Origin of the sequence: Providencia sp. SP181 (assembly GCF_050446505.1) — a bacterium.
Lineage (GTDB): Bacteria > Pseudomonadota > Gammaproteobacteria > Enterobacterales > Enterobacteriaceae > Providencia > Providencia vermicola.
On the sequence record NZ_JBBPXM010000002.1, the window covers coordinates 202692 to 229161 of the forward strand.

The window sequence follows — 26470 nt, forward strand, 5'->3', positions numbered from 1 at the left end:
TTGAGATTTTTACCTGTCAATTTAAGTGCGCTGATGGTAGAGCTTCAAAGCCTTGAGCAGACAATGGCGCTCACAGATTCATTGTATGAAACGCCAATTAAGGGGATTGAAGAAATCACACCTGCAGCAAGGACGATTTTAGTTCGCTATAACCCTATCATTGTTAATGCGAAAAATTTGGTTAGCCAGATTTCTGTCAGAGATATTTCGAAAGTGACGTCTAAATCGAGCAAATTAGTGGTCATCCCAGTGCATTATACAGGGGAAGATTTAATAGAAGTTGCTGAAATATTAGGTGTTTCTATCAGTGAAGTGATCCGTCGTCATACGGAAAATGAATACCATGTTGCATTCAGTGGTTTTGCACCTGGTTTTGGTTACATGGTGTCGAAAGATGCACAGTTGCATGTCCCTAGACGCCAATCACCACGCGTTCGTATCCCCGCGGGTTCTGTCGCGCTTGCAGGGGAGTTTAGCAGCGTGTACCCACAAGCAAGTCCAGGCGGATGGCAACTGATTGGTGTGACAGATCTTGCTATGTGGGATATCAATCGTCCCGAGCCTGCTTTAGTCCAAGCGGGCTCACGGGTGAATTTTACCAATGCAGCGAAAAGTACGCTGAGCTATAGCCTGCCTGAAAAGGTCAAGCAAACAGCAATCTCTCAGAATTTAACGAATGATTTCACCGTATTAGCGACAGGGTTACAAACATTATTCCAAGATTTAGGCCGTGTTGGCCAATCAGCGCTGGGTATCTCAGAATCAGGGGCTATGGATAAAACGGCTCTGCGTAGTGCTAACCGCCTTGTGGGTAATCGTTCCGATGAAACCGTGTTAGAAATCACGCAAGGTGGTTTTAAGGCACGGGCAAATAAAAATTTAATCGTTGCTGTCACAGGGGCGCCTTGTGCAATTGAAATAACGACAAACAACAACGAATACTACGAAGCGAATGTGTATGAAACTCTTCATCTTGCTAAAGGCGATGAGATTAAACTGGGGCGCCCAACGAAAGGTGTTCGCAGTTATTTGGCCATTCGTGGTGGTTTTAATGTTGCCCCGATTTTATCGAGTCGTTCGTTTGATACCCTAGCCCAAGTTGGGCCATTACCCTTAGCGGTTGGTCAAGAGCTCGCAATAAATAATCAAACAACTTCGCAAGCTATCTCCGTTAACGAAATGCCTGCTTTTGATTACCCATCAGCAGATGATGTTGTGGTTTTAGATGTTATTTTGGGGCCAAGAACAGATTGGTTTACTCAGGAGGCTATTGAGCGACTCACTCACCAATTATGGCAAGTGACTGCTGCATCGAACCGTATTGGTTTGCGACTTCTGGGTGAACAACCGTTTGAGCGAAAAATCCAACAGGAATTACCGAGTGAAGGGACCTGTATTGGGGCGATCCAAGTCCCTGCAAATGGACAACCTGTTTTATTTTTAAACGACCACCCATTGACGGGCGGATACCCCGTTATCGGTACTGTCTGTGAGTATCATTTGGATCTCGCAGGGCAAATTCCAGTGAATGCCTTAATACGTTTTAACCCATTAGGCGAGTTTAAAGAATTACAAGGGAGTGATTGAGCTTATGAATACGAACAACAATAACAAAGACCATAAAGTATTGATTGCCAATCGTGGCGAAATTGCTGTACGCATTATCCGTGCATGTCGTGATTATGGTTTTCAATCTGTTGCCGTGTATGCAGATAGCGATATAGCTGCGTTACACGTCAAAATGGCTGATGAAGCTTATGCTTTAGGGGGGAGCACCCCAGCTGAAAGTTACTTAAATATTGAAAAGCTGATAAGTATTGCCAAGAAATCAGGGGTAACAATGGTTCACCCAGGATACGGTTTTTTATCCGAACGAGCAGAGTTTGCTCGCGCGGTTAACGAGGCAGGGTTAATTTGGATTGGCCCGAGTGCTGAAAGCATTGATATCTTAGGGGATAAAGTGCAAGCTCGTCATATCGCAATGCAGGTCGGAGCCCCTTTGGTTGTCGGGACAAAAGACCCTGTTAAAGACGCGCGAGAAGTGGTGGAGTTTGCCCATCAACATGGCTTGCCGATTGCAATAAAAGCGGCGTTTGGCGGTGGTGGACGTGGCTTAAAGGTTGCATGGCAAATGCATGAGGTCGAAGAGCTTTATCATTCCGCTGTGCGCGAAGCGACCGCTGCATTTGGTCGAGGTGAATGCTTTGTTGAGCAATTTTTGCATAATCCACGCCATATTGAAGCACAGGTTATCGCAGATACGCATGGCAATGTACTGGTCGTGGGAACCCGCGATTGCTCATTGCAACGTCGTAATCAAAAATTAGTCGAAGAATCTCCTGCTCCATATTTATCAGAAAAGCAATTACAGCAAATTATCACTTCATCGACCGATATTTGTCGTAAGGCGGGGTATGTCGGCGCGGGTACGGTTGAGTTTTTGCTTAGCCAAGATGGAACGTTATCTTTCCTTGAGGTCAATACAAGATTACAAGTTGAGCATCCTGTGACAGAAGAAACGGCAGGAATTGATCTGGTTATTGAACAGTTGCGTATTGCACAAGGCCTGCCGTTAAGTATCAATGAAATGCCTAAACCGCGGGGGCATGCTTTTGAGTTTCGTATAAATGCAGAAGACGCAGGAAATGGTTTCTTACCGACGCCAGGGACGATTACCGTTTTTGATGCACCATCAGGGCCAGGTGTACGAGTGGACAGTGGGGTAGAAGCAGGCACAACAATCCCGCGAACTTTTGACTCTTTAATGGCAAAACTGATCGTGGTTGGAAATACCCGTGAACAAGCTATTTCACGTGCTCGTCGTGCTTTGGCTGAGTTTACTATTGAGGGGGTGGCTTCTGTTTTACCTTTCCACCAGGCCGTGATGGAACAGGCTGATTTTTGTGGCGATTTTAAAGTGCACACTCGCTGGATTGAAACGGAGTTTAATGTGGATATTCCTCCTGCGCCACGTCAAATTCCACAAGATAGCAATGTATTAACGCGTACGTTTATTGAAATTGATGGCAAACGCTGTGAATTGGGCTTGCCAGCTGAGCTCCTTTCTGGTTTATCCGTTAACAATGCACCAGTAACAAAAGTGACTTCTAAAAAGGAGAGTAATCCAGATGCTGTTAATGCTCCGATCTCAGGTGTGTTATTTAACTGGTTAATCCCACAAGGTGAAAAAGTGAACGAAGGGGATATTATTGGGGTAATGGAAGCAATGAAAATGGAAGTTCAGGTGCTTGCTCATCAAACAGGAACCTTAGAACATAGTGTCAATAAAGGCGATTTTATCGAAGCAGATTGCCAAATTGCACAAATAAATTAGTTAATCCTTTAGCTAACTTGGGTTCAAATAGGGGCTCAAGTTAGCGTGAATGGCGTTCTGGCAGTGAACGTAGAGGGGGATGCGGTGCTGGAACAGCATGTTTTTCTTCCGCAGTCATTTCTTCGCTGTCACGATAGACCTCCCCGCAGAGGAAATACAGATTAGGGCGTTTTGACTCGAGGTAGCTTTTTCTGCTAACACATTGTTCTTGAGTAAAAATGGTGTCAGTGACAGGGAGTGCATCACATGAATCTGTCCCGCAAGGGCTGACCCATAATGCCCAACCAATAAGTACCATATGTCCTGCCATTTACATTGCCATCCTTAATGAGAGCCAATATTAAACGCTGAAGAATTATTAATGTGGCGTCGTGTACTTAAACGCGTTAGCTATACAATTATCTTATCAGTGAAATTCTAACATTAGCTTAACCAAATGTATCTATTTCCTCTTGATAAACAGATGTCCTCACATTAAATAACAAAACATGAAAATTGAAAAAGTTTAAACCTATTATAGTGATAGATACAATAATTTACCTCAGGTATAAACAAGCTAATTTGTTAAATTGTGACAAAAAATGTTGTGCAATTTTTTAGCGTTAGGTCGCAAAAAAACAAAATAATTTGCTGTGAATTGCTGTTTTTAGAGTTTAACTCTGTTAATTAATACGATTATTAACTAGGATTACGATAACGTCTAATAAGAAAATCGATAGGAATATACGATGAATGCCATGGAAGAAGTGCTTTCATTTTGGTTTGAAGAATCAACACCAAAACAGTGGTTTGAAAAAAGTACAAAATTTGATTCGACGATTGCCCGCCGTTTTTCAGCGATTTGTGAGCGTGCAGCGAAAGGAGAACTCGCTTATTGGCGTGCGTCAATTCGTGGTCGTTTAGCGGAAATTATCGTGCTTGATCAGTTCTCTCGTAATTTATGGCGTGATACTCCGCGCGCTTTTGCTCAAGATGCGATGGCGTTGGCGTTAGCGCAAGAAGCCATCAAGCAGCATGATTATAATTTATTGACGCTATCGCAACGTAAATTTGTCTTAATGCCTTATATGCACTCAGAGTCCAGTTTCATTCATTTACAAGCAGTGGAACTCTTCCGTATGTTAGGGGATGACAATACGTTAGATTATGAAATGCGCCATAAAGCGATTATTGATAAATTTGGTCGTTATCCGCATCGTAATACGGTTTTAGGCCGCCCATCGACCCAACAAGAGCTGGCTTTTTTGCAAGAGCCAGGCTCCTCATTTTAACGTTTAAATAACCAAAGAGCAGGTAGCTTGAGCTTACTCTTGGGTATAATAAAATTAGCGGAATAACTCAACCTGAATTGGTGTAAGTTCAAGTTGTTTTTGTAAGTCAGTTAAGTAGACTTCAGTGACCTTGGCGATATTTGGGTAGAAGGCGTTTTCTGTTTGCGTTTGTTGAACTAAGGTTAAGTAGCGGTATGCCCACGGTAATAAATGCTGCTCCAACAATTCAACGATAGCGTCATCTTCCCCATGTTCTGCGAGCGCTGAAATTGCCATCAACATCAAGCCAAACTGGTCTTCAGGTTCTCGAATGCCAGTATCAGTAACTAACCCTTTTGATTGCAGTAAGTTGCGATAAGCCGCAGTTGACTCTCCCATGACGGTATTATCATGCTCAAAGTACACTGATCCCCAAGGTGGAGCAGGCATGCTACCTTGCCCTTCAAATAGGACAGAGTAATCATAAGCAATATCATTAGGGGCAGTTTGTGCCAATGAAGCACAAATAGCCTGAATTTGTTCTGAGTCTTTCCATGAGTGTAATTGTGGTAATTCACCTAAGGCGGAATAGACGTTCTGTAAGGTATCTGATTGTGGGGAATAGTAAAAAAACGCACCTAAAATGCGCAGTATAGTGGTGTCTAGCATCGTATTTTATCCATCTTATTTCGCGCTGCAGCATGGCATTTTAATCTGATTACGTTCAATGATATTGTTGCAGAGTAATTTTGGCATTTAATCAAAGAACGCCAAAAGGCGTCCTTTGATAGGTCATTTTAACACAGTAACAACAAAGGGTTACATGGTGATTTGCCATAAATTATAGAAAGCAATGCGACCCGCAAGTTCAGCCAGTAAAACCGCTGCCGCACAGGTAGCTAAGGTCGCTTTCGGTGCGCGTTGTTTCAGTGCGATACCAACAAATGCAGCTAAGGCAATAGCTAAAACAACCACTTGGAAGCCCCAGAAACCTGTTTGCTCGCTACTGAGAACAGGGCCTGTTTCTGTTAGGAACGCTTGATATCCCGCTCGGCTGGCAAAAATAGCGAACGTACCGATAAGAAATGCAGCAATGCCTAATCCGCGAGCACCAATGGCAATGGCAAGTGCACCACCCCCAACGAGCATGGTCATCCACATTTGCAGTGTGGTATAGCCCGTATTCCAGTTTGCGATTGTTGCAATGTTATATACCTGTGGGATTGACCAGACAAAGGCTAATCCAGATACCACAGCCGCGATATTCGCCAATTCACGCAAGACGGTATTTTTGAAGAACAATGTGAAAAACAAGGTTGCTGCTGCACATCCAACAAATACACCACTTAAGAAGGCTTCGTTACTCATTGGAGAACGACCAACACCTAACAGCATATTAAAGAAGCGTAGTGGTTGACCTACGTGCAATCCACCGATAACTAAACCAATGAGCATAATAATAAACGCAACGATATTCGCCGTTTTTAACTGTTTGTCATCGATGGAACCCATTTTGCGGCTTAAATAGGCCAACAAAAACAGCCCCGCAGCGGATTGCCCTAAGACGGTGAAAAAAACTAATGGTAATTCATGCATTTTACACCTCCGCAGGGTTTTTTAGTTCGCCACTTTTATCACCAAATGGCTTCGCGTCTTTATGGGGTTTGATGACAATGTTCGGATTAGTGAAGCTTGGGTCTGGCATTGGTGCAATCCCACACTCTGTGCCATGTAACTCACGCAGAACATTAATATCATCAAAGTCTAAAGCGCGTTGTGGGCAGGACTCAACACACACGGGCTTCATACCTTTTGCGACACGCTCATAACAGCCATCGCATTTGCTCATCAGTTTTTTCTTCTCATCAAATTGCGGGGCACCATATGGGCAACGCAATTCACAATAACGACAACCTACACAAATAGACTGATCAACAACTACTAGGCCATCTTCTTCTCGCTTATGCATTGCACCTGTTGGGCAACCCGCGACACATGTTGGGTTTGAGCAGTGGTTACAGGAAATTGACAGATAATAATTAAAGACATTCTGCTGCCAAATGCCATCTTGTTTTTGCCAACTACCGCCGCCAAATTCGTACACACGACGGAATTTAGGGCCTAAATCTAAATCTTTTTCGTCCTTACAACTGACCTGACAGGTTTTACAGCCAGTGCATTTTGTGGAGTCAAAATAAAAGCCATACTGTTTCATGATTTAACTCCTTAAGCGCGTTTAACTTCAACAAGGTTAGTATGCTGTGGTGTTCCTTTTGCCAACGGAGAAGGCACGTGAGAAGTTAATGTATTGATACAACCACCAACATCTAAACCTTCACTATTTAGAGTACGCCATGCACCCTGTGGAACAGCAATAACACCAGGTAAGACACGCTCAGTGACTTTGACTTTAATTTGGATACGGCCACGGTCATTGAAAATTTCAGCCAGATCACCATTACTTAAACCACGTTGCTGTGCATCAATTGGATTGAGCCAAAATTGGTGTGGGATGGCTTCACGCAGCATCGCAACATTATAATAAGAGGAGTGTACGTGGCCTTTATCATGGAAGCCTGTCATTAATAAAGTGTGCTTTTGGTCTTTAGCTTGTGCTTCAACCCCTTCTTTATTCACACAATATTCAGGAAGAGCAGGGATGCGCTGGCCTTCTGGCAACTCCCAGTTTTTGACTCTTTCAGCTAATTTTTCCGAGTAAATTTCAATTTTTCCAGATGGTGTTTTTAACGGATTGTTAATCGGGTCATCACGGAATTTTTTCAGTGCAATATTTTCGCTACTATTTAGGAACTTACGGTCAATGATACCCGCACCGTCTGTTTCACTAAATTCAGGTAGATGTGGCATTTTTTCACGAGTCTTGTTGTAACAGAACTCAATCCACTCAGCGTAAGTACGGCCTTCCGTGAACTGTTCTTTAACACCCATTTTTTCAGCGATTTCGGCTAACACATCATAGTTAGGACGGTTTTCCCATAACGGCTCAATCGCGTTTTGTAAGCGTACAAGATAATGATACGCACCGCTTGCATAGGAGTTATTAATCAGGTCGTTAGTTTCAACCGTAGTGACATCAGGTAACAGCAGATCAGCATATTTAGCGGATGGGGTATCATGGTTATCCCACACCAAAATAAACTCACACTTAGACTCATCCGAGAGAATTTCATGCGTTTTATTCAAATCACCGTGCTGGTTGCCAATGACGTTACTGGAATAGCACCACATAAATTTGATGTCATTTTCCAGTTTATCGACGCCTTTAATACCAGCATTTTCTGCAGTCAGTTCTTTACCTCGTACAATGGCTTCAGACCACATGTAGGTTGGGATCAACGCTTTCACAGGGTTAGGTAGTGCAAAACCTGCAACGGGATAAGCGTAGCTATTACCCCATAAACCAGTGTTAGTTCCTGCTCGGCCAATGTTACCTGACATCAATGGCAGCATCATGATAGAACGACATGCTTGTTCGCCATTTTCAGTGCGTTGTAAGCCCCAGCCCTGTGAGATCCAAGCGCGGTTTGCATTGCCAATTTCACGTGCTAATTGGGTAATACGTGCAACAGAGATGCCTGTCAGTTTACTTGCCCATTCAGGGGTTTTAACAATACCATCAGGACCATTACCTAAGATATAATCTTTGTATGATCCATTACGCGGTGCAGAAGCAGGAAGTGTAGACTCATCCCAACCGATGCAATAATTTTTCAGGAATTCTTCGTCAGTTAACTCTTCTTGGATCATCACATAACCCAATGCAGCGACTAATGCAGCATCCGTGCCTGGGTAAATAGGGATCCATTCAGCGCCCAAAGTTGTGACGCTATCCGTGCGGCGAGGGTCAATAATAATGACTTTCGCTTTACTTTTGTCTAAGGCATTGAGTGTTTCATAGAATTGGCCACCACCAGACATCCGTGTTTCGGCGAGGTTATGCCCAAACATGACGACTAAATCAGAATTTTGGATTTCAGATAAATAAGACTCTTCAACGCTACCATATACGTATGGTGTAATTTCCATTAATTGAGCGTACGAATAAGTACCGTAGTCACCTAAAAAACCACCCGTTAAGCTAAGTAAGCGTTTACACGCTGCGCGACCATGCAAATTGGCGCCTGTAGAACCTGAACCGTATTGGTAGTAAATAGCATCACTGCCATATTTATCAATGGTATATTTCAGTTTTTCAGCGATGATGGTGGTGGCTTCATCCCAAGTGATTTTCTTGAATTTACCTTCGCCTCGTTTACCCACACGCACCATTGGGTATTTTAAGCGGTCTGGGTTGTAGGTTTTCCAACGTACAGAACGTCCACGCAAACATGGACGGATTTGGTGCTCGCCTAATGTGGAGTCATCGTACATTGTTTCGTTAGAAATACGGCTGATAACACCGTCTTTAACGTGAACCTTCAGAGGGCAACGACTTCCACAGTTAACTAAGCATGCGCTATAACTGATTTTTTCGCTGACTTCGTCAGGCATGATTGCTGGTGCTTTTGCTTGAGCAGAAAAGGGGAGAGTGATTGAGCCTGCTACTGCGGCGACACCCGCAACAGTTGCGGAGGTTTGTATAAACTCCCTCCTGCTCAGTTCTCCAAATTGAGTATTATTTTTAATTTTATGCATTGACATTGCCTATATGTAAATAACAACACGACTTTCTTGTTTTATATGTTAAAAAAAGTCTCTGTTAAGTGACATGACGTACATCAATGTTACTGCGGATAAATTAGATGTATTCATATAATTTATAAGGTTTTTTTTTGAACTAGAACTGATTTTAATCCGATTTTTATTAACAATCGTTATGTTTTTTTTTATATAATGGTGGGGTATGAAGCGAGGAAAAAGAGGGGGTAAACCCTCTTTTAAAATACTACTTTAGATGTAGAAAAATAAGAAACTTTAACTAATTACTTTGGGTTAACGGTTTTACTGCCGATTGGTTAATTAACCTAACGTCATTTCCGGTAGGTGATTGATGCGGCATTAAATTAAACTGTGGCAAAATGGAGAAAATATGGTCAAAGATATCCGATTGAATCCTCTCATATTCAACCCAAACCGTTGTGTTAGTGAAGGCGTAAATCTCAATTGGAATACCATTTGAGTCAGATTCCAATTGCCTCACCATAATCGTCATTTTTTTATGAATATTGGGGTGTGCTTTTAAATAGGCATCAATATATGCGCGAAATGTCCCAATATTAGTCAAACGTCGCTGATTTAATGGGATTGCTTTATCATCAGGTATTGCGGAATTAAAAACTTGGATTTCAGACACTTTTTGGCCGATATATGGCTCAAGTAAATTTGCTTTTTCGCAATGCGAAATTTCTTCTGGTGTCAAAAAATGTACGCTGGTGGCATCAATACGAAAGCTACGTTTTATCCGGCGCCCGCCAGATTCGGTCATGCCTTTCCAGTTTTTAAAAGAATCTGAAATTAATGCATAAGTTGGAATAGTTGTAACAGTATTATCCCAATTACGGACTTTAACGGTGGTTAAACCGATATCAATAACAGCACCGTCCGCACCGTATTTAGGCATTTCTAACCAATCGCCAATATTGACCATATTATTGGCAGATAATTGTATACCAGCAACTAAGCCCATTATTGGGTCTTTGAATACCAACATCATCACTGCTGTCATGGCACCGAGTCCACTTAAAATAATCAGTGGAGACTTACCAATTAGTAGCGCAATGATCATGATTGCAATCAGTATGGATGCGATGAGCTTAATACTTTGGAAAATTCCTCGCAAAGGAAGGTGAGCGGTTTTAGCAGCACGTTGTAAGATGCCTAACACGATATCGAGTATGGAGTAAATCGTTAATAAGCCAAATAACAGGCACCATGCTTGTGAACCGACTTTAAGCACTATCTGGGCTGTTGACCCAGTAGATAGCCAAAGTGATGCTTGAATGTTAACAACAATACCTTGAATTACAAATGCAATTCGGTTGAAAAGATTATGTTGGGTAAGCAAATGCGGCCAGCTACCTACTGATTTTTGCCCCCGTTTCTCTAATGAGGGTAGCAATATTTTGTGTAAAAAAAGGTGTAAGACAAGGGCGACAATCAGTATGAGCCCAAGCACAATGAGCAAAGAGGCGAGGTTGGCATAGTCTTGATTAAACTGGTGTACCCAGTCGAGCAGTTGCTGCTGCATGTGTTCTCCTTCTATCAAAGGTTTTGTAGAAAATCTCAAAAAAGTGAGCAAAGCCTGAATAGCATATCATATATGCGATAAAAACTCATTAAGGGTGATATTAAACACTGCCTTAAATGTTTTAATTAGTTAATAATTTCATCACATTAATGACGACTAAGACTATCATTAAAATAGCAGATTTCAAAAGACACAGCCCAGTAGAGAAATAACATTTACATAACATGACAGATGATAAGTATTTTCCGATTGCGAATGAATATGGCGCAGAATAATGTTTACTGAATATTAAAAGCGAGTTTTCTCACAGATCTGCGTATTCAGGGGGTAATCATGAATATATTTAAGTTAAGTAATGTTGGGAGGGGGGTACGTTCTCGTCATCTACTATTTTTCTTTGCGATGGTAATGCCACTATCATCAATGTCTTCACCATATGAAAATAATGAGCAAGGAAAGGGTAAAGGGCATCACCAAGTTCATAATGGAAAGGATAAGCAAACTCAGCGAAACGAAAGAAGTAATGCTAAATGGCATCAAGATACGAATAAGCAGAAACATACGCTGGCAAATTTTAATGTCAGTTTTGGTTATGCTCGTCCACTCGCTATCGAATATGGCTTAACTGGGTATAAAGGCTTACCACCAGGTATAGCGAAACAAATTGGTCGAGGTAAACCATTACCACCTGGTATTGCCAAAAAGGTACTCCCTAGGGAATTTGTATCGCAACTTCCAGTGTATGTTGGTTATGAATGGCAGGTAAGTGGGCGGGATTTACTGCTTGTTGCAGTTGGAACTGCGATTATTGCAGAGATTATTGAAAATGTTTTTGAATAAAAAAGCGGCTTTGAATTCAAAGCCGCTGTGCAAAATGTTTGCAAATTAACGCTAATGATAAGGTAAATGAAAGGTTTGATTGACTAGAAAACAACTAACTTACATAAAACGTTTTGACAGTAATTCAACGACTTCTTGAACACTACTGATAAATTCTTTAATGCTGCTCATGGTTAACTCCGATTATTAAAGTGTGATCTTGATCACGTGAGAGCATTTTAATCTTTGGATTGTTAATGTCAAGTTAATCCTAAAATATATTTTAAAAATTAAACATAATTTTAATGTGGATATTCATCACGGTTATTGGTGCATCCTCTAGACGCTTTATAAGAAAAAAGAGATGAATTTAAACGCAGATAGATAAATATGGTGTATGGTTAATGATATAAAAGAGAATAAAATGGCAGATTAAAGGGATGTATCTCAATGATAAGTTACGTGAATGGTCAATACCTACCTGAAGAACAGGCAACAGTCTCCGTTTTTGACCGGGGTTTTTTGTTTGCCGATGCGGTGTATGAAGTGACAGCCATTATTAACGGTAAATTGGTCGATTTTGAACATCATATTGCACGCTTACAACGCTCATGTCATGAATTGCAACTTGCTTTACCTTATAGCTCAGAAGAAATTAAACAAATTCATACGCAATTAATTGAGCGTAACAATATCAATGAAGGACTTATTTATCTTCAATTCACTCGAGGAAATGCAAAGCAGCGTAACTTTTTATTCCCTGATAAAGATATTCAGCCAACATTAGTCTTGTTTGCACAAAAGACGAACATTGTTGATAACCTAAAAGTAAAAAATGGCATTAGGGCTGTCACAGTAGACGATATTCGATGGGCGCGGTGTGATATTAAGACAGTGGCTTTATTAGCGGCTTCTTTAGCGAAAGAGTATGCTAAACAACAAGGTGCTGATGATGCAATTTTCGTCAAAGATGGAATTGTAACAGAAGGGAGCTCCAGTAATTGTTTTATTGTGAATCAACATGGTCAATTACAAACCCGAGGATTGAGTCATGAAATATTACCGGGCATTACACGAAAAGCCGTTCTTTCACTGGCTAAAGAGCAGGGTATCGCAATTATCGAAAAAGCGTTTAGTCTTGAAGAAATGCTAACGGCGAACGAGGTCTTTATGACATCAGCTACAACATTAGTTTGCCCTGTGATCAAGATTAACCATCAGAAGATTGGAGAAGGTAAGCCGGGGAATATTGCCATCCGGCTACGTGAGATTTACCTAGAAAATACAAAATAATAAATTAGGCTTTGCTATTTTAATTGCAGAAATTCCTTAACGGAAGAAACGGTGACCATACCCTCTAATGCTTGGAGACTTTGTTCATGAAGTTCAAGTGTTGGCGCGGCGCATAAGTCATCTAAAATGGTGACAAAATAGCCTAAATCATGCGCTTCCCGTGCTGTGCTCTGAATGGCTTTTACGGTGCTTACACCACCGATAAATAATTGCGTAATTCCATTATTAGTCAGCCATTTATTAAAATGGTTTCCTGCAAATGCAGAGACACCTTTTTTAATCATGATTGGGTCACGAAAACCCACATCAAGGTCATTTACCCAATTGCAGCCATTATCACTTAACTTTAATGCGCCGATTTCTTTGGCATGTTGAAACATGGGGGAGCCAGCGGGAACATCATGGTAATTATCAGAAAAACCGACTTTTACCCAAATAACAGGAATATGAAGGTTCCTCGCGTGATTGGCTGCTTGATTCGTTGTTTCAATAATTTTGCGCTCATAAGTTTGTTGGTAGCTGGAATTTGATAAGCCATTTTTACCAATTATCTCTTCAATGAGATCAATAATTACTAATGCCTTGGACATTATTGCCTCTTTTTGCTGTAAGTAAATTAACTTAAAGGCGGCTATTTTAACCCTAAAATAGGGACTGTGTTGTTAACTCAATTACAGAATTAGATTTATGGCAAATCAATAATGAAACCAATCCCTCTATTATCTAACCCATCAGTAACTCTAATTGACGCATTAATTTTCATTGCTAAATTATGGGCGATGGATAAACCTAATCCACTCCCTGTTTCCATTGTGCCAGGAACACGGTAAAAGCGAGAGAAAATGAGTTGGCGACTTTGTTCAGGAATGCCTCGCCCATTATCTTGTAATGAAATAGTGGCACCAAAGGGGGTTAAATCTTTAATTGAAACTTTGATATTTCCTTTTTCAGGGCAATATTTGATCGCATTTTCAATTAAGTTGGTAAAGATATTTGTCAGAGCTAGTTTATCTGTGAGCACATAGAATGATTCTGGGCTTTGCAGTTCAACATCAATATTCTTATTAATTGCATAAGGAACATGGGATGAAATAATGGTGCTGATTAAAGTGGGTATATCGACTTGCTCTTTATTTAAGACGAAATCCTCGGCTTCTAAACGGGCTAAATCAATAAGCTGATGAGATAAAGAAGCTGCACGGTTTAGTGTCTCCTGCATGTCATTAATAATTTCTTCTTTTTCTTTTGGATTATCGATTTGCATTAATAAGTGTAGTTGGGCGATAACGGCAGCAATCGGGGTGCGAAGCTCATGTGCGGCATCTGCCATAAAACGCTTTTCACGCTGATTAGCCGCATCAACACGAGCCATTAAATTATTGATTGCGGCAATAATCGGCCGAATCTCTTTATATTGTTCCTTAACTTCGATAGGCGTTAAGTTTCCAGGTTGGCGGCTGGAGATAATTTTTGCCGCTTGTCTTAATGGTCTTAGACTAAAATAGGCGGTAATTAAAATAGCAAGTAACATTATTCCTAAAATAAAGGCGAGAGGAATTGCAGTGCCTTCAGCAGGGTTTCCTAATAATGATTTTCTATCACTATAGGACTCTGCAATAACAATTTCGAATGTGTTTGTTTTATCCCAAGCAGAGGTGAAATGCCAATCTTTATGTAGGTTAGCTAATTCAGAAACAGATTTTAGTGAAGGAACCTTTAATTTTTCATTATTGCGGTAAAAAACATTGCCTTGTTGGTCCCTGACAACCATAAAAGGACGATAGGTTATTTCATCACCACTCTCCATTGCGTCTGCATATAGATTTTGTAGGTTATCTGCAATTTCTTTGAAATATTCAGGGTTATTTGAAACCACACTTAATGTTTTAGCAAATCCTTGAGTAATAATCTCTTGCTGTTTATCAAGCTCTTCATGAATTGAAGGCCAATAGAAAAACTGTAGCCAGCCAACTAATATTAGCCAGAGAAAAATTACAGAGCTAATTTGTAATCCGAAGATATAAATAAAAAAGGACTTAACTTTCACTTGGTTGAGCTTCTTTTTTTAATAAATAACCGATACCACGGATAGTAATAATGCGTTCTTTACCTATCTTGCGGCGCAAATTATGGATATGAACCTCTAAAGAGTTACTTTCTACATCATCAATACCAAAGAGACGTTGTTCTAAGTCTGTTTTTCGAACAACATTATCGGCATTCTTAATTAATTCATACAGTAATAAATATTCTTTTCCAGAAAGCAGAAGCAGTTGCTCATTAAGTGTGACTTGATGATTTAACGGGTTTAATTGCAGATTATCTAATTGCCAAATCTCAGAAGAAAACCCCGCTATTCTACGGCTTACAGCTTTGACGCGAGATATAAGTTCTGGCATAGCAAAGGGCTTAGTCAAAAAATCATCTGCACCTGAGTCTAAGCTAGAAACCAAATTATCCATCTGATTTCGAGCTGTTAATATAATGATTGGAATTGACTCCCCAGATTGACGCCATGCAATTAATTCTTCCTGACCATCACCATCAGGTAGTCCTAAATCTAATAGCATTAAATCAAAATTACGAGAAGCGAGCTGTGACTTTGCATCTGTAAGCAACCGTACCCAACAGGGGTTAAAACCAGCTAATTCAAGTCCACGACAAAGTGCTTTTCCCAACTGGAGATCATCTTCTACTAATAGGATATTCATATTATCACCTCTGACCGTCAGTATAAGTAGTCAATGGAAACCAGACAATATCTCGCCGTCTCAAGTTCAGCTTAGATTTAAGTTTATCTTAAGGTTGGTTTAACCCAGTTTTAAGGTACAAAAATATAGACAGATTATTATTCTTACACCCTCCTAAGAATAAGAGCATTGATGATGAAACAAGCTTTCTATGAAGTACCAATGTTTATTGCAGTTATTCTCATCGCTTTGATCATCATGGGAAAAGATTTCAATAAGACATCAGGCATTTATCCTTCTAGCATAACAATCAATGAAATATCAACATGTATTGATGTTAATAAATGTATTTCGCAGTCGCATCTTTCTGATGAAAGAAAAAACAAATCAAACCTATTAAAAGAAATTAAAACGTTTTTAAGACAAAAGATTTATTAACTACGATGAGCGTAATTTGAACATGAAAAAAATTGTAGCATTAATGGTTGGCATTTTACCTTGTAGCTATGTGTTTGCAGGGGAAAGTACATTTATTGCAGGGGCGGGGATCAATATAGCACCCGTTTATGAAGGTTCAAAAAAGTACCAGCTTGGACCAAGCTTAGAAGCAACGTATGCATATCTTTCTGATGATTATGGCGTATTTAGCTTAGGTATTGAAGGTGCAGCATGGGGAATAGGCTTAACTGACAATCTCACTTTTGTCAGTTCATTGGGCTATGACTATGGGCGTGATGAAAAAGTTGGATTTTTGGGTAATAAAAATAAAGACCTAAAAGGAATGGGGGACTTAGATGGCTCCTTGTTAGTTGGCGCTGATCTGTCTTATACACTAAATAATTATGAGTTTTACATCATGGGTGATATAGCAACAAAAGATAGACGCTATGGCGGTCGCCATATAGGTCGAACTGTTACTATAGAATTAGGTATGAATACAGACTATGACATTAATAGCTCATGGGAAATGGAATATAATTTAGCGGCGGTTTGGGGAAATAAAGCCTATAACCAAGCTTATTTTGGTGTTTCCAAACAACAAGCCAGCAAAACTAAATTCGCAGAATATGATGCAAGTAGTGGTTTTAAAGATATACATGGCTCAGCCATATTAAATTACAATATGGATGATAATTTCACGCTATATACTGGTATCGCTGCGTATTATTTAATTGGTGACGCAGGAAAGAGTTCATTAACAGAACAAAAATTAGGTTTTGTGGGGTTAACTGGCTTCCGCTACAAATTTTAAGTATCCAAAAAAGGAATGCTTATTGATTACTAACATTCCTTTCGTTAATGAAGTCTATTCAGCAGTATTTTCTTCGGGGATCCACCCGTCATCTAACCAAATTTCTTCCAATATTTCTTCAATGCGGATTTTATCTTCAGACATTTTGGTTCCTGAAATGTTTACGCGCTGCTGCGAGCTAAAACCAACACGGGTTACCATATCAGGGTATTGATTTTGCAATTTACGTAAAATCTCAGATTCAAGCGCGTGTAAAACGTTTGTGCTTGGTTTTTGTGGTGCATTTTTATCAAATAAAACTTCAATTCTTAACATAATAGCCTCGGCCAATTACTGTGTTAATATACAGTATTTTGGGCGTATATAGAAAAAAGTCAATATGATCACAAAAATATTTTTTAAATTAATCTGAGTTAAAAACCAATATTTTTATATTAGAAAATAATAAACAATTAAAACAAATAGTTATTTTTTTATAAAAATAGGTTTGCAGTGGATAAAATGATTGTCAGATTTTAAAAAAAACGTATTCTAAAAGTGTAATTATGTTCATATAACGATGAGTCTAAAATCAAATGCTACATTCAATCAGAATTTCTAGGGAAAACATAAACGAGAATAATGTTGTTAATCAGCTATATGATCAGGCATTTCCGCTTTATGAGCAGAGAAGTTATCAAGGTCGTAAGTCAATTTTGAGTCATGACGACTATTATCTCTATTATTTTACAGATAATAACGTATTTGTTGGTTTTATTGGTTGCTGGAAAATTAATGAATACTTTTACATTGAACATCTCGCCATTTCAGATTCTCTCCGGGGGCAAGGGTATGGTCAGAAAGTACTAAAGCAATTCTGCCACGATGTAGGGCTAGTTATCCTTGAAATTGATCCTGTAATTGATGAAATCAGTCAAAAGCGGCTTTCGTTTTATCAGCACTGTGGTTTTCAACAAAACGAATACAACCATGCTCACCCAAGTTATTATCCTGAAAATAAGCCCCATAAGTTAGAAGTATTAAGTTTTCCACAGACAATAGATAAAGAAACGTATCAGCAATTTAACCAGATGCTACAAACTGTTGTGATGGAAAAATCACTACTATAGACCTGATTATTAGGTCATTTTACCTAGCGATGTAGCAGTAAATAAGCTCTGGATCATTATCATCTATGTTTTCAATACAGCCACTAGGAATAAAGCCAGTTTTTATCAATAGCTGTTGAGTGGCTGTATTTGATTTATTAGTTGACGTGAAAACTTTGGCTGTCGGGCTTTTCTTTATCAATTGATTGATTAGTATAAGCCCAAGACCTTGCCGACGATATTGGTTATTGACCATTAATAGTTCAATAAACCCATAGCCAAAAAAATGTGTGTTTATAACACCGTACGCTAATATTTCTTGATTTTTTTCCAATATAAAACAGTCATTCTGTTTTACCCAATGTGTGATTTCGTTTAATCGAACATCTGTCGCTACAGTGTCTATTTTGTAGATATTGTCTATGTCATCAATTGTTGCTAAACGGCAATTCATGTGAAGGTATCTTCTAATTTATTAGGGGGTAGTGGTATGGAGCTAAATAATCTTTATTTTCAATAGATTAGATGTGTTTGTTGGTAAGCAGAACATAAAATAGGTATTTATGTGCAAAGGGCCAGGTTACTATAAAAAATACATGGTATTATATACAGTAAATGTCAGCTTTTAGGTGTGTGATGACATGCATTATGAGGTGGAAAGTGGAAATAGAGAACCATGGTGAATATTTAGAACAAAAATTTTGTAACTTAGAGCTTGAAAACGAAAGACTAGAGCATGTACTTTTTGAGCAGTGTGAATTCATCAATTGTAACTTTACTGGAAGCTGTTTTACAGATTGCCGATTTGTCGAATGTACATTTCTAAAATGCAATTTGAGCCTAATCTCCATCCCTAATTCCCGTTTTTCTATTTGTGAATTTAATGGGTGTAAATTAGTGGGGGTAGATTGGACAAAAGCGCATTGGCCTCGTTTTGATTTTTATTCACAGCTGAGTTTTAAAAGTTGTATTTTAAGCGGTAGCAATTTTTTTGCGCTTAAACTTCATGAAACTCATTTTGATGATTGTCGTTTACACGATATTGATTTTAGAAATGTGGAACTCAATAAGTCTGTGATAACAGATTGTGACTTATCAAACAGTCTGTTTATGCAAACTAATTTAACTTCGGCTGATCTTACAGGTACTCATTCTTTTACGATTGATATTCGACAAAATACCTTAAAACAGGCTAAATTTTCGCGTTTTGAAGCGTTAGAGTTGTTATATGGGCTAGATATTCAACTTATTGATTGAGATATAACAAGTCATAAAAATGCCCTTTGCAGGGGGGCCTGAAAGGGCGATTATTTAATATTACATTGCATACATAAGTCCTATTTGCTTATCTTCAACCTCAATACTAATTTTGTCGCTATCAGGCATTTCAATAGTCGCCAAAGAGATGAAAAAAGCAATGACAATGATGGTATATACGAGAAACATAAAAACCTCCCGTAATGCTTGGCGGTGACAGTACTGCACGTAAGCATGTTCGCTCAATTTAAGAATAAATGAGTTTTTTAAATTTGGGAATAGAGAAGGGACATTTTTTAAAAAGTTTATTGTTAAAACTACTTATATTTATCAGGTATTTTATCTGAGTAAACTTCTTTAATGCCCATCCAATCAGCGATTAAGTTAAAGAAATTAAGGCCATTCCTTCGAGCTGATATGAATTCTCGCATTTGCTAGTCTGAAGAGGTAATAAAAAGCGGTGGTTCAAAATTTTGTTTACGTTTATCGCCATGAGTCAAATCTTTTTGATTATCAATAAAAGAAAGACCATGAGCTGAAAAATAGAGCATAGACCATAATTTTTCGGTTCCTAATAACCTTTCTACATTAAAATCAAAGACTCTATAAAAAAACCAACCGTAATAGGTTGGTTTTCTTAGGGAATTTTGGTCGGCATGATAGGATTTGAACCTACGACCCCCGACACCCCATGACGGTGCGCTACCAAGCTGCGCTACATGCCGAACTGTGATTTATACTACCCAATTTGGTCTTAAAATCAAGAGGCTCATGTTGAGACTGATTGATAATTAAGCACTAATTTTCATTAAATCGTTTTAATTCTGTGAAAATTTTCAGAAGCTCAGCCAAGTTAGGTTTTGCTTCTTTTTCAATAACACCTTGTTTATCATAAATATTAAATTGCCCATTATGATCCATATATAAAGTGGCATTGTCAGTGGTAATGACCACATCATTGTCATCACCAGTAATCACCCACGGGTATGTGCGTTGGTTACTGAATAAATCTTCACCTTGGCTGTAATCATCTGTTTGATTATTCACATGCAATAACCGTTGCATCAATGTCGTCATAATGTCTTGATGGCTAGTTAACTTGCCTATTTGTTGAGCAGGTGTATTTGGCCAATAAATAAATAAAGGGACGCGCATTTGATCGCGATTAAAGTTCTTATCGCTTAGCCAATCCTCTTCTTGTTTACCTTGCTTATTATAGTTAGCAGTAATAATGACGATGGTATTTTCAAGGCGGTTATCACGTTTCAATGTTGCGATAACTTGGTCAATTTGCTTGTTAGTTTGTGGGCTGCCTGGTACGCCTTTGATATTCAAGAAAGAGAACCAAGGTGCATCATGTTTAAGGTTATCTAACCAGCTAATCCATTGATTAATAGTTAGGCTATCATTATCTGCTGTTTTAGCAGGTAATGAGTAATCGGATAAAATGGCTTGACGGAACAGTGGTGAGTTAAATCCATCTGTTGAAAACAGACCAAACTGATAACCTTGGTGTTGTAGCGCTTCAACCAAGACAGAAGGGTGACGACCATTAAGAATGTTATCAAGATAAGTAGATGAGATGCCATAGAAGAGACCAAACAAGGCAGTGTCATCGCGTAAACCTGCAGTATAGTGATTCGTAAACTGCGTACTCATCTCTCTAAAGCTGTTAAGGGAGCTCATTGTTGTTTGTTGAGCTTCATTACCGAGATCGTCCACGACCAGTAAGAGTAAATTATACCCTGTACCTTGGTCGTAGTAACTCAAAGGTTTAAGAGGGTAATTAAGCTTCAGAGCGGTAGGACTACCATGTTGGAATACCCGATTTTGGTGCTCGGTAAGATCCAATAAACCATATCGGTCTAATAATTTACGGGCCGTCATCGGTTGTGATAATGGGTAGTTATAACGCTGCATCGTGATTGGACGATAAAAATTCGCATCGGCCCACGCATACATCAAATGCGACATAATGAATGTCACAATGAAAATGCCTGCTAGGGGCTTACCAAACGTTTGGCGGTTTAAACTTCGTAGTTTTTGCCAACTCCAAGTTGCAAACAGCATTTCTACCAAGAAAATAATGGGGATACTGATAAACATCAGTTGCCACTCACGAGCCATTTCTCCTTTGATTGGATTGATGACTAAATCCCAAACTTGTGGTGTTAGATGAAGGCCAAATTGGCTAAAAACACGGATATCAAAGATTAGGAGTGTAATACCTGCAGTGGCAAGTGCAACAAAAATTAGCCTCAGCAGCCGCTGAGACATCACAATAAAGGTCAGTGGAAAAATAATGAGTAGGTAAGCGGCAAAGACCACAAAACTAAAATGACCTAACCAACTGACGAAGGCGTATATACGGCCAGCTAAGGTGTCTGGCCAATCAAAAATAAACAGATAGCTACTACTTAACACGAGGCTAAGCAGTATATTAAATAGTGCAAACCAGTGTCCCCAACCAATCATGTTAGAGACTTTGTCACGGTAGCGCTGATGGGTGACCATACTGTTTATTTCATTAATCTGTTAGTGTGATTTATCTTCTTTTACAGAAGAAAGTAACGCATTGGCAAAGGATTCTGCAATCATTTTACGTTGTGCGGGGGCAACTGACGTATTGAGCAGGTTCGTTACCATGTTACCTAACACCATTAGGGAAAGGTCAACAGGGGTATGGTTTTTTTCTAACACACTCACGAGGTCAGAGAGTAAACCTTCAACTTTTTCATCACTATAGCGAGATGATTGTGGCATAAATTGAGACATCCTAAATTAATGAAAGCTCCATATCATAGCGTATAGCCGCATGTTTTTCTTCTTTCTTCGCAACAAATTTTTGTTTAAGTGATAATAATGCTTATTCAGATTCAAAAAGTGTGTATTAGTTCAGCATTTGCTGATGAAAAATGACGCAAATGATAGTTTCTATTGCAGCGTATAGATATCAATGTTTGAATACGCGCGATAATATTTCTGCTAGAAGAAGGAGCTAACAATGAGTCTGGAAATTACCCAGATAGCCTTACATCAGTTGATTAAGCGAGATGAACAAACCTTAGAGGTGATGTTACGGGATTCTTTATTGACGGCTGATGATGTCGTGCAAGACATGATGGCAGAATTGCACCGTGTTTACAGCGCAAAAAGTAAAGCCTTTGGTGAATTCAATGAAGAAAGTGAATTAGCTGATGCATTAAAGCTCTTACGCAAGGGTGAAGAAGAATTTTTAGGTTTTAGCCGTGCTATGACGGTTCGTTTAAAGGATGAACTCGCGAAATACCCATTTGCTGAGGGGGGAATTGTTCTTTTCTGCCAATACCGTTACCTTGCCGTTGAATATTTATTGATTTCTGTTCTTAATAGCTGCGATAGCATGTTTGTCACAGATACATTAGATTTAGGGACGACACATTATTTAGATATTCCACACGCAGATATCGTTGCACGCATTGATTTAACCGAGTGGGAAACTAATCCAGACTCGAAACGCTACTTAACATTCTTAAAAGGTCGAGTAGGGCGTAAAGTATCTGATTTTTTTATGGATTTTTTAGCTGCATCTGAAGGTTTGAATGCGAAAGTGCAGAACAAAGGTTTAGTCCAAGCGTTGGATGATTTTTGTGATAATGCTCAGATGGATAAAAACACTCGCCAAGCATATCGTCAACAAGTGCATAGTTACTGCACTGAACAGCTGCAATCTGGCGAAGAAATTGAATTACAGGAATTGGCGAAAGAGTTGCCACTGGTAGAAGAACAAAGCTTTGATGATTTTGCTCGTCAAAATGATTACCAATTGGAGGAAAGCTTCCCAGCAGATAGGGGAACACTTAAACAATTGACTAAATTTTCAGGTAGTGGTGGAGGTATAACGATTAGCTTTGATGCTATGTTGATGGGCGAACGTATTTTTTGGGACCCAGTGACAGATACACTAACCATTCGTGGTACGCCGCCAAACTTACGCGACCAATTACAGCGTCGTGGCAGCAAATAAAATATTTTGTTTGCGTATTGGTAATATTGATTGATGCAAAAAATAAAGTTTTAGAAATAAATAACGCCGCAATTGCGGCGTTATTTACTCGGCGTCCCGAAATTTCTAAAGCTCGGCTGTGGGCTTTAATTAAGCGCGCAGGAAGTCAATGTGCGTCACTTTTGGCTTAAATGGGTGACGTTGAACAGCCTGAACTTTTACTTTTGTTTCTTTACCATCGATAACCAGAGTCAGAACTTCGTAAAATTCTGCTTTGCTTTCTTGGTTAATAACTTCATCGTGGCTCAGAGTGATAGAGATAGGCTCTTGGTTACCACCGTAAACGATAGCTGGAAGCTGATTATCTCTGCGCAGGCGGCGGCTCGCACCCTTACCCTGCTCTTTACGTTCAATTGCATTGATAGTTAACATTACTATTTCTCTATAAAAAGAAAATATAAATTCCTGCTACAGGCGACCCAGCAGCAGGTTCGAGATTTGGCCTAGGAATAACGCATTTTGGAAAATGAGAAATTGGAAGGCGGCGGCATTTTATCGAAAAAACCGCCATCCAGCAATCTTTAAGATCGTTTATTGCGTCAGGAAAGGGAGTTTGCGATGCGAAACCGCCCTTGATAATCAAAAATTTTCTCTCTAATTTCCCAATAGCGGTCTTTTTTCCGTGCCACGATAAATTGTGGGTAACGTAATAATGATTGCTGCAAAATAATGTCATTTGCATTATTCCATTTAAATGGAATGCCTGGCGCTCGTTGGTGCTCACGCAAAAAACGGTATTCAAATACACGACGCTGAGAGGGCGTTGTTAAGCGATAACGTTCTGAGACGCTAGTGCCATCTTCATCATAATAGTTTATTTTTATCCATTCACCTTTTGCATCATTACCAGAGATAAATTGCATACCACCACAACGAATAATCAGTGCATCTTTTAATTTTAATGCTGCTTTGAGCATGTCATCAGGATCAGTAAGGACTTCTTGGCACTTTTGGCAACGGCGAGCTGCGATATCATTTTCAGCACCACAGTGGGGGCATTGCTTAAAACGAAATCGGAACTCACATTGTTGTTTTTGACCATTATCATCTTCTTCCCAGCCTTGGCAACGACGGCCATAGTGCTCAATAATTTGCCCATCAGTAGTACATTTTCCCCAAAACACATTGGCAAATTGGCAAAGAGGGCAAAAAACTTGAACAGGGACACTGGCAGAGTTTGGTTTACTGCAACCGACTTCAGGGCGATATAAATCATGAGGATTACCCGCATAATCTAAAATCAAGCATTGGGTTTTCCCCTGGCAAAGACGTAACCCACGACCAACAATTTGCTGATATAAACTAACTGATTCAGTTGGGCGCAAAATTGCAATCACATCAACATGGGGGGCATCAAAGCCAGTGGTTAGAACAGAAACGTTGACAAGATAATGTAATTCTCTGTTTTTAAATTGATTAATAATAGCTTGTCTATCAGACGCAGGTGTTTCGGCGGTGACTAATGCGGCAGACTTTACTGGTAAATAACCCAAAATTTCTTTTGCGTGCTCGACGGTAGCCGCAAAAATCATACAGCCTTGCAGTGGTGCTGCATATTCAATGATTTGTGCAACAATTTTAGGTGTAATACGTTGTTGTTTTTGCAGTGAAAGGTTTAATTCTTGCTCATTAAAAATACCTGCAGATGTCAACGAAACTTGGCTAAAATCATATTGCAAAACAGGCATATCTAAGCGTTCGGGGGGAACTAAAAACTTATTTTTAATCATGTAATGCAGTGGCAGCTCATAAATACAATCTCGGAAAAAACAGTTTTCATCACCCCGAACTATGCCATGATAATGATATTGGTAAATCCACCCGCTACCTAAACGGTAAGGGGTAGCGGTTAAGCCCAGAATCCGTAAGGCTGAATTGCTTTTTTGTAGATGCTGAATGATTTGCTGGTATTGGCTTTTATCATTCAAACTGATGCGATGGCATTCATCAATAATCACTAATGAAAACTGTCCATTGAAAGCAGCAAGATTACGAGCGACAGACTGTACGCTGCCAAAAACCACTTTATTTTGTGATTCTTTTCGGTTCAGCCCTGCAGCAAAAATATCCGCCTCGAGGCCATAGGCGAGGTATTTACTGTGATTTTGCTCGACCAATTCTTTAACATGGGCCAAGACCAGTACTCGTCCACGGGCAAGACGTGCCAATTCAGCAATCACCAAACTTTTCCCTGCACCGGTAGGTAGCACAATAACGGCGGGCTGAGTGTGTTTGCGAAAGTAGTGGATCGTCGCGTCGACGGCTTCTTGTTGGTATGGGCGTAAGGAAAAAGACATATTGCTCAGTATTGGTTAAAAAAACAGGTGAATGAGGTTAAATTTAATTTAAAACAATGACTCTGTCTAAAGATGTATGTTGTTTCATGGAAACTATCCCTTAACTAGGGTTATTGTTATAATGAATTATGTGATAGTAATCACAGCAACCTTTCATTCTTTATTCTGACAGTTAAGCGTTATTGTACGCTTCGCTGGCAATCCATCAAGTTAAGAGAATCTATGCGACTGGATAAATTTTTGTCCCAGCAATTAGGGATAAGCCGGAGTTTGGTAGCACGTGAATTGCGTGCAGGTCTTGTTACGATTGACGATGAAGTGGTCAAATCAGGAGCATTCCAAGTCACGCTTGACCATGAAGTCGCTTATGATGGAAATGTGTTAGTACAAGTCACGGGGCCGCGTTATTTTATGTTACATAAGCCTCAGGGGTACATCTGTTCTACCGATGACCCAACACATCCTACCATTCTTTATTTTATTGATGAGCCGCTTGCACAAAAGCTTCATTCTGCGGGGCGATTAGATATTGATACGACAGGGTTAGTGTTGCTCACCGATGATGGACAGTGGTCACATCGCATTACATCGCCTAAACACCATTGTGAGAAAACGTACCGTGTTCAATTAAGTGAAGATATTGCCTCCGATGTTGCCAAACAATTCGAGCAAGGCATCATGTTAAATGGTGAAAAGTACCCAACAAAACCCGCACAACTCGAAATTATCAGTCCTCGTGATGTTCGCTTAACTATCAGTGAAGGCCGTTATCACCAAGTTAAACGAATGTTTGCCGCGGTAGGAAATCATGTTTGTGGACTGCACCGTGAGCGAGTAGGGGACATTTACTTGGATGAGACCCTTGAGCAAGGCGAGTATCGCCCACTGACAGATGAAGAAATTAATAGCATTAATGTACCACGTAAATAAAAGCAGG

General features: G+C 39.6%; 27 protein-coding genes and 1 tRNA gene. 11 read left to right on the forward strand and 17 right to left on the reverse strand.

Features of this window, described 5'->3' with window-relative positions; genetic code table 11:
- Positions 1–1587 (forward strand): 5-oxoprolinase/urea amidolyase family protein, encoded by a 1587-nt coding sequence (locus AABS66_RS04225; protein ID WP_272539628.1) that lies wholly within the window; start codon positions 1–3, stop codon positions 1585–1587.
- 4 nt (positions 1588–1591) lie between these two features.
- Positions 1592–3334, forward strand: coding sequence for an acetyl/propionyl/methylcrotonyl-CoA carboxylase subunit alpha (locus AABS66_RS04230; RefSeq protein ID WP_375084246.1), 1743 nt, complete (start codon positions 1592–1594; stop codon positions 3332–3334).
- 40 nt (positions 3335–3374) lie between these two features.
- On the opposite strand, the gene AABS66_RS04235 is transcribed toward AABS66_RS04230, so the two are convergent.
- Positions 3375–3644 carry a hypothetical protein gene (locus AABS66_RS04235; RefSeq protein WP_206082311.1) on the reverse strand — a complete coding sequence of 90 codons (270 nt, stop codon included), beginning with the start codon at positions 3642–3644 and terminating at the stop codon, positions 3375–3377.
- A 418-nt stretch (positions 3645–4062) separates the two neighbouring features.
- On the opposite strand from AABS66_RS04235, the gene AABS66_RS04240 reads away from it, so the two are divergent.
- Positions 4063–4605 (forward strand): DUF924 family protein, encoded by a 543-nt coding sequence (locus tag AABS66_RS04240; RefSeq protein WP_206082310.1) that lies wholly within the window; start codon positions 4063–4065, stop codon positions 4603–4605.
- A gap of 54 nt (positions 4606–4659) precedes the next feature.
- Here AABS66_RS04240 and AABS66_RS04245 read toward each other — a convergent pair whose 3' ends face one another.
- The 5 genes from AABS66_RS04245 to AABS66_RS04265 all read right to left on the reverse strand — a co-directional run bounded on the left by AABS66_RS04245 (position 4660) and on the right by AABS66_RS04265 (position 10792).
- Positions 4660–5253: a TorD/DmsD family molecular chaperone gene (locus tag AABS66_RS04245; protein ID WP_206082309.1), complete on the reverse strand. Its 594-nt coding sequence runs from the start codon at positions 5251–5253 to the stop codon at positions 4660–4662.
- A gap of 150 nt (positions 5254–5403) precedes the next feature.
- Entirely contained in the window at positions 5404–6180 is a 777-nt protein-coding gene (locus AABS66_RS04250; RefSeq protein WP_349422379.1) for a dimethyl sulfoxide reductase anchor subunit family protein, read from the reverse strand.
- Between the two features lies 1 nt (position 6181).
- Positions 6182–6799, reverse strand: coding sequence for a DMSO/selenate family reductase complex B subunit (locus AABS66_RS04255; protein ID WP_206082307.1), 618 nt, complete (start codon positions 6797–6799; stop codon positions 6182–6184).
- Positions 6800–6810: 11 nt separating this feature from the next.
- Positions 6811–9240, reverse strand: a complete 2430-nt coding sequence (locus AABS66_RS04260) for a DMSO/selenate family reductase complex A subunit (protein ID WP_206082306.1) — start codon at positions 9238–9240, stop codon at positions 6811–6813.
- 283 nt (positions 9241–9523) lie between these two features.
- Positions 9524–10792, reverse strand: coding sequence for a mechanosensitive ion channel family protein (locus tag AABS66_RS04265; RefSeq protein ID WP_206082305.1), 1269 nt, complete (start codon positions 10790–10792; stop codon positions 9524–9526).
- Between the two features lie 333 nt (positions 10793–11125).
- Between AABS66_RS04265 and AABS66_RS04270 the strand changes: the two genes are divergently transcribed.
- Both AABS66_RS04270 and AABS66_RS04275 read left to right on the forward strand, forming a co-directional pair.
- Entirely contained in the window at positions 11126–11632 is a 507-nt protein-coding gene (locus tag AABS66_RS04270; protein ID WP_241016769.1) for an anti-virulence regulator CigR family protein, read from the forward strand.
- A 423-nt stretch (positions 11633–12055) separates the two neighbouring features.
- A complete protein-coding gene (locus AABS66_RS04275) occupies positions 12056–12904 on the forward strand; it encodes a D-amino-acid transaminase (protein WP_430224685.1) in 849 nt (282 codons plus the stop codon).
- 14 nt (positions 12905–12918) lie between these two features.
- Here AABS66_RS04275 and AABS66_RS04280 read toward each other — a convergent pair whose 3' ends face one another.
- From AABS66_RS04280 to AABS66_RS04290, 3 genes are all read right to left on the reverse strand, one after another.
- Entirely contained in the window at positions 12919–13494 is a 576-nt protein-coding gene (locus tag AABS66_RS04280) for a cysteine hydrolase family protein (RefSeq protein ID WP_430224605.1), read from the reverse strand.
- Positions 13495–13589: 95 nt separating this feature from the next.
- Positions 13590–14951: a sensor histidine kinase gene (locus tag AABS66_RS04285; protein WP_272574078.1), complete on the reverse strand. Its 1362-nt coding sequence runs from the start codon at positions 14949–14951 to the stop codon at positions 13590–13592.
- The gene (locus tag AABS66_RS04290; protein WP_430224606.1) at positions 14941–15615 is read right to left on the reverse strand and encodes a response regulator; all 675 of its coding nucleotides are present in this window, start codon (positions 15613–15615) and stop codon (positions 14941–14943) included. Before AABS66_RS04290 ends, AABS66_RS04285 begins: the two co-directional genes overlap by 11 nt.
- A gap of 171 nt (positions 15616–15786) precedes the next feature.
- On the opposite strand from AABS66_RS04290, the gene AABS66_RS04295 reads away from it, so the two are divergent.
- Positions 15787–16032, forward strand: coding sequence for a hypothetical protein (locus AABS66_RS04295; RefSeq protein ID WP_206082301.1), 246 nt, complete (start codon positions 15787–15789; stop codon positions 16030–16032).
- A 22-nt stretch (positions 16033–16054) separates the two neighbouring features.
- Positions 16055–16846, forward strand: coding sequence for a MipA/OmpV family protein (locus AABS66_RS04300; protein WP_206082300.1), 792 nt, complete (start codon positions 16055–16057; stop codon positions 16844–16846).
- Between the two features lie 54 nt (positions 16847–16900).
- Here AABS66_RS04300 and AABS66_RS04305 read toward each other — a convergent pair whose 3' ends face one another.
- Positions 16901–17161 (reverse strand): DinI-like family protein, encoded by a 261-nt coding sequence (locus AABS66_RS04305; RefSeq protein WP_206082299.1) that lies wholly within the window; start codon positions 17159–17161, stop codon positions 16901–16903.
- Positions 17162–17421: 260 nt separating this feature from the next.
- On the opposite strand from AABS66_RS04305, the gene AABS66_RS04310 reads away from it, so the two are divergent.
- Positions 17422–17955 (forward strand): GNAT family N-acetyltransferase, encoded by a 534-nt coding sequence (locus AABS66_RS04310; RefSeq protein WP_206082298.1) that lies wholly within the window; start codon positions 17422–17424, stop codon positions 17953–17955.
- Between the two features lie 19 nt (positions 17956–17974).
- On the opposite strand, the gene AABS66_RS04315 is transcribed toward AABS66_RS04310, so the two are convergent.
- Positions 17975–18388 (reverse strand): GNAT family N-acetyltransferase, encoded by a 414-nt coding sequence (locus tag AABS66_RS04315; protein WP_272539622.1) that lies wholly within the window; start codon positions 18386–18388, stop codon positions 17975–17977.
- Between the two features lie 206 nt (positions 18389–18594).
- Here AABS66_RS04315 and AABS66_RS04320 point away from each other — a divergent pair, with 206 nt between their 5' ends.
- Positions 18595–19191, forward strand: a complete 597-nt coding sequence (locus AABS66_RS04320; RefSeq protein ID WP_241016767.1) for a pentapeptide repeat-containing protein — start codon at positions 18595–18597, stop codon at positions 19189–19191.
- A gap of 60 nt (positions 19192–19251) precedes the next feature.
- Here AABS66_RS04320 and AABS66_RS04325 read toward each other — a convergent pair whose 3' ends face one another.
- The 4 genes from AABS66_RS04325 to AABS66_RS04340 form a co-directional block, all read right to left on the reverse strand.
- Entirely contained in the window at positions 19252–19380 is a 129-nt protein-coding gene (locus tag AABS66_RS04325; protein WP_263974613.1) for a hypothetical protein, read from the reverse strand.
- 459 nt (positions 19381–19839) lie between these two features.
- Positions 19840–19916, reverse strand: a tRNA-Pro gene (locus tag AABS66_RS04330).
- Positions 19917–19989: 73 nt separating this feature from the next.
- On the reverse strand, positions 19990–21705 hold the full coding sequence (gene yejM / locus AABS66_RS04335) for an LPS biosynthesis-modulating metalloenzyme YejM (RefSeq protein ID WP_206082292.1): 1716 nt from the start codon (positions 21703–21705) through the stop codon (positions 19990–19992).
- 21 nt (positions 21706–21726) lie between these two features.
- A complete protein-coding gene (locus AABS66_RS04340) occupies positions 21727–21954 on the reverse strand; it encodes a YejL family protein (RefSeq protein WP_047755730.1) in 228 nt (75 codons plus the stop codon).
- A 241-nt stretch (positions 21955–22195) separates the two neighbouring features.
- Between AABS66_RS04340 and yejK the strand changes: the two genes are divergently transcribed.
- Complete coding sequence (gene yejK, locus AABS66_RS04345; RefSeq protein WP_206082291.1) at positions 22196–23197, forward strand: nucleoid-associated protein YejK; 1002 nt, start codon at positions 22196–22198, stop codon at positions 23195–23197.
- A gap of 129 nt (positions 23198–23326) precedes the next feature.
- On the opposite strand, the gene rplY is transcribed toward yejK, so the two are convergent.
- Both rplY and AABS66_RS04355 read right to left on the reverse strand, forming a co-directional pair.
- A complete protein-coding gene (rplY, locus tag AABS66_RS04350; protein ID WP_206082290.1) occupies positions 23327–23608 on the reverse strand; it encodes a 50S ribosomal protein L25 in 282 nt (93 codons plus the stop codon).
- Positions 23609–23775: 167 nt separating this feature from the next.
- Complete coding sequence (locus AABS66_RS04355; protein WP_353167205.1) at positions 23776–25533, reverse strand: DEAD/DEAH box helicase; 1758 nt, start codon at positions 25531–25533, stop codon at positions 23776–23778.
- A 222-nt stretch (positions 25534–25755) separates the two neighbouring features.
- Here AABS66_RS04355 and rsuA point away from each other — a divergent pair, with 222 nt between their 5' ends.
- A complete protein-coding gene (gene rsuA / locus AABS66_RS04360) occupies positions 25756–26463 on the forward strand; it encodes a 16S rRNA pseudouridine(516) synthase RsuA (protein WP_206082288.1) in 708 nt (235 codons plus the stop codon).
- The last annotated feature ends 7 nt before the right edge of the window (positions 26464–26470 follow it).

What these genes read in the sequence shown, in the direction of transcription:
- AABS66_RS04235 (WP_206082311.1), bottom strand. Translation starts at nt 3,644, where the DNA reads ATGGCAGGACATATGGTACTTATTGGTTGGGCATTATGGGTCAGCCCT.
- AABS66_RS04255 (WP_206082307.1), bottom strand. Translation starts at nt 6,799, where the DNA reads ATGAAACAGTATGGCTTTTATTTTGACTCCACAAAATGCACTGGCTGT.
- AABS66_RS04300 (WP_206082300.1), top strand. Translation starts at nt 16,055, where the DNA reads ATGAAAAAAATTGTAGCATTAATGGTTGGCATTTTACCTTGTAGCTAT.
- AABS66_RS04250 (WP_349422379.1), bottom strand. Translation starts at nt 6,180, where the DNA reads ATGCATGAATTACCATTAGTTTTTTTCACCGTCTTAGGGCAATCCGCT.
- AABS66_RS04355 (WP_353167205.1), bottom strand. Translation starts at nt 25,533, where the DNA reads ATGTCTTTTTCCTTACGCCCATACCAACAAGAAGCCGTCGACGCGACG.
- AABS66_RS04240 (WP_206082310.1), top strand. Translation starts at nt 4,063, where the DNA reads ATGAATGCCATGGAAGAAGTGCTTTCATTTTGGTTTGAAGAATCAACA.
- AABS66_RS04310 (WP_206082298.1), top strand. Translation starts at nt 17,422, where the DNA reads ATGCTACATTCAATCAGAATTTCTAGGGAAAACATAAACGAGAATAAT.
- AABS66_RS04265 (WP_206082305.1), bottom strand. Translation starts at nt 10,792, where the DNA reads ATGCAGCAGCAACTGCTCGACTGGGTACACCAGTTTAATCAAGACTAT.
- AABS66_RS04245 (WP_206082309.1), bottom strand. Translation starts at nt 5,253, where the DNA reads ATGCTAGACACCACTATACTGCGCATTTTAGGTGCGTTTTTTTACTAT.
- rsuA (WP_206082288.1), top strand. Translation starts at nt 25,756, where the DNA reads ATGCGACTGGATAAATTTTTGTCCCAGCAATTAGGGATAAGCCGGAGT.
- AABS66_RS04315 (WP_272539622.1), bottom strand. Translation starts at nt 18,388, where the DNA reads ATGAATTGCCGTTTAGCAACAATTGATGACATAGACAATATCTACAAA.
- AABS66_RS04290 (WP_430224606.1), bottom strand. Translation starts at nt 15,615, where the DNA reads ATGAATATCCTATTAGTAGAAGATGATCTCCAGTTGGGAAAAGCACTT.
- AABS66_RS04340 (WP_047755730.1), bottom strand. Translation starts at nt 21,954, where the DNA reads ATGCCACAATCATCTCGCTATAGTGATGAAAAAGTTGAAGGTTTACTC.
- AABS66_RS04295 (WP_206082301.1), top strand. Translation starts at nt 15,787, where the DNA reads ATGATGAAACAAGCTTTCTATGAAGTACCAATGTTTATTGCAGTTATT.
- AABS66_RS04270 (WP_241016769.1), top strand. Translation starts at nt 11,126, where the DNA reads ATGAATATATTTAAGTTAAGTAATGTTGGGAGGGGGGTACGTTCTCGT.
- AABS66_RS04280 (WP_430224605.1), bottom strand. Translation starts at nt 13,494, where the DNA reads ATGTCCAAGGCATTAGTAATTATTGATCTCATTGAAGAGATAATTGGT.
- AABS66_RS04305 (WP_206082299.1), bottom strand. Translation starts at nt 17,161, where the DNA reads ATGTTAAGAATTGAAGTTTTATTTGATAAAAATGCACCACAAAAACCA.
- AABS66_RS04325 (WP_263974613.1), bottom strand. Translation starts at nt 19,380, where the DNA reads ATGTTTCTCGTATATACCATCATTGTCATTGCTTTTTTCATCTCTTTG.
- AABS66_RS04230 (WP_375084246.1), top strand. Translation starts at nt 1,592, where the DNA reads ATGAATACGAACAACAATAACAAAGACCATAAAGTATTGATTGCCAAT.
- rplY (WP_206082290.1), bottom strand. Translation starts at nt 23,608, where the DNA reads ATGTTAACTATCAATGCAATTGAACGTAAAGAGCAGGGTAAGGGTGCG.
- AABS66_RS04260 (WP_206082306.1), bottom strand. Translation starts at nt 9,240, where the DNA reads ATGCATAAAATTAAAAATAATACTCAATTTGGAGAACTGAGCAGGAGG.
- yejK (WP_206082291.1), top strand. Translation starts at nt 22,196, where the DNA reads ATGAGTCTGGAAATTACCCAGATAGCCTTACATCAGTTGATTAAGCGA.
- yejM (WP_206082292.1), bottom strand. Translation starts at nt 21,705, where the DNA reads ATGGTCACCCATCAGCGCTACCGTGACAAAGTCTCTAACATGATTGGT.